The sequence below is a fragment of the Candidatus Cloacimonadota bacterium genome (assembly GCA_011372345.1).
In the GTDB taxonomy this organism is placed as follows: Bacteria; Cloacimonadota; Cloacimonadia; order Cloacimonadales; family TCS61; genus DRTC01.
Window position 1 is genome coordinate 1 of the sequence record DRTC01000165.1, and the last position, 5,358, is coordinate 5,358.

Consider the following 5,358-nt stretch of genomic DNA (forward strand, 5'->3'; position numbering starts at 1 on the left):
CTGATATTCTCATTTATTTTCCTTTTTGAATCCATATCTCCTCTTTTTTTACATGAAAAGGATTCTGCAAGGTTGCAATATGTCATTGCGAGATTTCCTATGAAGGAATTCCAGCGAAGCAATTCCGCCTTTAGCGGATAAATCTACAACTCTAACTTGATGATAAGAAAGAGATTGCTTCATAGTAACATCAAGAAGAAACCAGCCAAAGGCTGGTAAACCTCGCAAAAACATTCTCTATGATGATTTTCTCAAAAAAACACACAGTTATGCAGAACTCATTTACATGAAATTCTTAACAACAACTTTATTCAGATTTTTCTTAAAATTTTATTGAGGAAATATCGGTCAATCAAAAAATCAAACATGAGGAATCAATTATCGAAAATTTTACTTCCGAGAACACCGAGAATAATCGGAATTTTTTATTTTTCTCGGTGTACTTCAGTGTTTTTCGGTGTTAAATTTATACAAAAAAACCTGCCAGTGGGGCTGGCAGGTTTTAAGTGCTGAAATGACTTTAGTCACTTTTCCTATTTTATTCGGATCAGCACTCTATATATCAGGGTGGGATTTTCTTTAAAGAACTTCTTCTAATCCGTCTGGTAGCGATATGCGAGTTTATGAACATTATAGCTTTCGACATCATCTACCCAGTAAACATTACCTTTCTCTTCCGGGATAGCAATAGCAAGCCTGCCGACAGAAGCATTAGCATTGAAAAATCCGGTTGTCAGTTCGATCTGGTTCCAACCTTGTTTGAGAGTTACTTTTTCAGTATAATCATTAACTCTTTTTCCATTTTTATCAAATGCGAAGAAATGAAGTTTAACCGGTTCTTTGGTTGGTTTATCGGATTTGATATAACATCTCGAATAATAAATTGCTTGAGGATTAATGGAAAATCCATCGGAAATAAGGCTTGTTTTCTCTACGGAACCTTCTATTTTCAAGCATTTTCCACCAACATTGTGAGTTTCATCATCCCAGACAATATTACTTTCCAGATCATTTAAAACAACCCATCCTTCAGGAATAGAAGATGGTTCATATTTCCCCTGTTCGAAACTGGAATTAGGAACTACATTTTCTTTTCCTTCAGTATATTTTGCTGAAAACTGGGAAATCGAACCAAAAGCACAGCCACCTAAAATAGCTATGATCACGAGTAATTCAAAATATTTTTTCATTTTTCCCCCTACGAAAAATTTTTATTTCACATCTATGCACACTTTATAATAATGCAGTTGATGTTCCAAGGTCATTGAAAATTTATTGGTAGTATTAATAGTATTTATCTCTTTTAAAATAACATAGATAAAAAGCTCGTTTGAAATTTTAATTGTTGGGTAAAAGTTTTTCATTTTTTTTATTTGGGTCATTATTGGGACAAAGTGACAGAATTGTGGCATACTTTAAAAATCAAAGATTGGTATAATTTGAGACATTTAAGTCATCCTCGAGCAAGTGATCGTCAAATGAATCTAATAATTGATAATTCTCCTTATCAGAAGAAAAAAGTTCGAGGAAACGCAATCCGTCCATCTCGGGCAAAGTTATATCAAATAGTACTAATTTTGAGGACTTTGTTTTGATTTCGAAAGTTTTACAGTTATCATAGGGGAAAGAATAATTTTTTGTTCTGCATTTTGAAATATAGGTCAATAAAAGCCTGATATTTTTTTCATCTACAACTAATAGTGATTTCATCATTTCTCTCCTCTTTACGACTTTTTTCATTTCCCATAATCCGCAAGAGTTATACCAGAATTAATAAATTATCACAGAGTTTAAAAGAATTTCACATCTTTAATAGAAACAGCAACTTATCGTCTTAGTAAATTTTATTTTTGGTCGATGATGTTGCTTTTTCGGATTTTTGGCTTTTAGTGATTTGGGACAAAATTGGGACAAGGTGATGTTGGTTGAACATTAAAAAATCACTTCGCAAATTAATTGAACACCGAAAAACACTGAATCTCACAAAATATAATAATAACTTTAAGCGCTAATCAATCTTCTCACATTTTATCATCGGAGGAAAGAAAAATGCAATTTTCATTAATATGGAATATGAAAAAAAACTTTGCAAAATATCCTGCACTTTGAATTAAGTCTCCAAAAATGTAATTAGGGGAAAATGAATAAATTTAAATTAGTTTCAAATTATCATCCCAAAGGTGATCAACCTCAGGCAATAAAAGAACTTGTCGCTGGATTGAAAAATAATGAGAATTATCAAACCTTGCTGGGAGTGACAGGTTCCGGGAAAACATTTACTATTGCAAATGTTATTCAGGAGATAAATAAACCGACTTTGGTCATTTCTCATAATAAAACTTTAGCTGCTCAACTTTACGGAGAATTCAAGCAGCTTTTTCCTGAAAATGCAGTAGAATTTTTTATCAGCTATTATGACTATTATCAGCCTGAAGCATATATTCCCGGTAAGGATATTTATATCGAGAAAGATTCCGATATCAACAGCCAGATCGAAAAATTGCGATTGCATGCGACCATGTCTTTGATGGAAAGAAAAGATGTGATCATTGTTGCCAGCGTTTCCTGCATTTACGGTTTGGGTATTCCCGAAGAATACCGGGAAGCTTTAATCAGAATTCAAGTTGGTGATCTGATCGAGCGGGATGAACTGCTGAAACAATTAGTGAAAATTCATTACGGACGCAATGATATTGCTTTTGAAAGAGGAACTTTCCGGGTCAAAGGTGATGTTGTCGATGTTTTTCCTGCTTATGTCGAACATTCGGTCAGGATCGAATTTTTTGGTGACCAGGTTGAAAAAATTTCCAGGATAGATCCTCTGAACAATAAAGTTCTGGAAACTGTCGAGATGTATCCGATCTATCCTGCCAATCATTTTGTGACATCTAAGAGTGCGTTGGAAAGAGCGATCGGATTAATTAAAGAAGAATTAAAATCAAGAGTTGAATATTTTACAAGAAATAACCAGTTGCTCGAAGCTCAAAGGATCGAACAGAGAACAAATTTTGATCTGGAAATGTTACGGGAATTGGGATTCTGTTCCGGTATAGAAAATTATTCGAGACATTTGACCGGAGCAAAAATCGGAGAACCTCCAAGTTGCTTGATAGATTATTTTCCTGATGACTTTTTGATGGTCATTGACGAATCTCATGCCACGATTCCCCAGGTTCATGCTATGTTTGGAGGAGATTATACGCGCAAAAAGAATTTAGTAGATTACGGTTTTCGTTTACCTTCTGCTTTTGATAATCGTCCTTTAAAATTTAATGAATTTGAATCCAAGATAAATCAGGTTATTTTTATCTCCGCCACTCCGGGAGATTATGAACTTTCCAGATCAAATGGTGTTTTTGTGGAACAGGTTATTAGACCGACAGGGTTGCTCGATCCGGAAATCGTTGTCAAACCGGCTTCTTCTCAAGTCGATGATCTGCTGGAAGAAGTCAGGCAAAGAACTGAAAAACAACAACGGATATTGGTGACAACCCTGACCAAACGCATGGCTGAAGATCTCAGCCAATATCTGACCAAAGCCGGAGTAAAAGTTCGTTATCTTCATAGTGAAATTAAAACCATCGAAAGAGCAAAAATCATTCGCGATTTAAGATTGGGAGAATTCGATGTTCTGGTTGGAGTAAATCTTTTGCGGGAAGGTCTCGATCTCCCGGAAGTTTCTCTGGTCGCCATCTTTGATGCGGATAAAGTAGGCTTCCTGCGTTCAACTCGTTCTCTCATCCAAACAGCAGGAAGAGCGGCTCGGAATATCGATGGAAAAGTGATTTTTTATGCAGACAAAATTACATCTGCAATGGAGCAGACAATTTCTGAAACAAACCGTAGAAGAAATAAGCAAATGCAATTCAATCAAGAACATAAGATCACTCCCCAGAGCATCAAAAAAAATATTGACGCTATAATGGCTTCTACATCTGTGGCAGAAGGATACAAAAAATCCGAAAAAAAATCAGCAGATTCAGAGAAAAAGAAATTTTCGGATTATCTTGATCTTAGTTCAAAGGAAAAGGTTATTAAATTGCTGGAGAAAGAAATGAAAGAAGCTGCTGAAAAGTTGGATTTTGAAACAGCGATGGAAATCAGAGATCGGATTTTCGAACTGAAGGAATTATAATTTTGGTTCTTGAACATTGAGTCCACTCTAAAAAGGCAATAATTTGGAATATATATGAAATTTTGCACGAAATTTGGAAACTGATGAATCAGTTAATGACCTTTATCTTCTTATTAACCACCAACTTAAGTTGGTGGTTAATGAAACAGGAAAAAGTATTAACCGTTTTAACGGTTTCTAATTTTATTGAATTTGACCTTTTTAGAGTGGGCTCAACATTTGGAAAAAATAACAAAAAAATACTTAACCTATCTAAAATTCAATTCGATTTTTATTTATGAAAAATATAAGATTTTAGCTAAAAAATATATATTTGATTTCTCCAGGAGGAAATAAATGCCTGATAAAGTTGAAAAACATCGGGAAGGAACGATTTTTAGAACCGAAGATTCGACTAAAAAAATGGAAGTCGAACAAACCGAGATCAAAGAGGAAGGAGATTATCAGAAAGATCCTGTTTATATTTACTATGACTGGTGTGTGAAGTGCGGAATTTGTGTTGCTTTTTGTCCGACCAAAACTCTTGCTCGCAAACCTGATGGATCTCCTTATGTAAAAAATCCTGAAAAATGTATTCATTGCGAAATGTGTGATCGATTGTGTCCGAATTTTGCCATCACCGGAGCAAAAAGGTAGGAGAAGATATATGTCAAAAAAAGAACCATATGACGATAAAAAAGAAATAGTTTTGATGCAGGGCAATGAAGCGATAGCAAAAGGAGCTTTACAGGCAGGAATAAACTTCTATGCGGGATATCCGATCACTCCCTCGACTGAAATCGCAGAAGTTCTTTCTCAAGAGTTACCGAAAAGAGGTGGTAAATTTATCCAGATGGAAGATGAAATTGCCGGTATTTCAGCGATAATCGGAGCTTCTCTGGCCGGAGCAAAAGCTATGACTGCCACCAGCGGTCCCGGATTTTCCCTGATGTTGGAAGGAATCGGTTTTGCGAAAATGACGGAAACTCCCTGCGTAGTCGTAAATGTGATGAGAGGAGGACCGAGTACAGGTTTACCGACAAGTCCTTCTCAAGGTGATATTATGCAATCGAGATGGGGAAATCATGGCGATGCTCCTGCCATTGTTCTTTATCCGAACTCGGTACTGGAAAATTATGAATTGACGATCAGAGCTTTTAACCTGGCGGAAAAATACAGGACTTGTGTGGTCGTGTTAAGCGATGAAGTTTTGGGACACATGCGAGAGATGGTCGAACTTCCAA

Annotated in this window: 5 protein-coding genes and 1 pseudogene; 4 read left to right on the top strand and 2 right to left on the bottom strand. The window is 35.7% G+C overall.

Annotation, left to right across the window (positions count from 1 at the left end; genetic code table 11):
• Nucleotides 1–593: 593 nt before the first annotated feature.
• On the bottom strand, nt 594–1,190 hold the full coding sequence (locus ENL20_03205) for a hypothetical protein (GenBank protein ID HHE37565.1): 597 nt from the start codon (nt 1,188–1,190) through the stop codon (nt 594–596).
• 232 nt (nt 1,191–1,422) lie between these two features.
• Entirely contained in the window at nt 1,423–1,710 is a 288-nt protein-coding gene (locus ENL20_03210) for a hypothetical protein (protein HHE37566.1), read from the bottom strand.
• 430 nt (nt 1,711–2,140) lie between these two features.
• On the opposite strand from ENL20_03210, the gene uvrB reads away from it, so the two are divergent.
• From uvrB to ENL20_03230, 4 genes and pseudogenes are all read left to right on the top strand, one after another.
• Nucleotides 2,141–4,135 (top strand): excinuclease ABC subunit UvrB, encoded by a 1,995-nt coding sequence (gene uvrB / locus ENL20_03215; GenBank protein HHE37567.1) that lies wholly within the window; start codon nt 2,141–2,143, stop codon nt 4,133–4,135.
• Nucleotides 4,136–4,208: 73 nt separating this feature from the next.
• Nucleotides 4,209–4,416 (top strand): annotated as a pseudogene (locus ENL20_03220) (hypothetical protein).
• A 55-nt stretch (nt 4,417–4,471) separates the two neighbouring features.
• Nucleotides 4,472–4,771 (top strand): 4Fe-4S dicluster domain-containing protein, encoded by a 300-nt coding sequence (locus ENL20_03225; GenBank protein HHE37568.1) that lies wholly within the window; start codon nt 4,472–4,474, stop codon nt 4,769–4,771.
• A gap of 10 nt (nt 4,772–4,781) precedes the next feature.
• Nucleotides 4,782–5,358, top strand: a 577-nt coding sequence (locus tag ENL20_03230; GenBank protein ID HHE37569.1) for a 2-oxoacid:acceptor oxidoreductase subunit alpha, incomplete at its 3' end; no start/stop codon positions are given.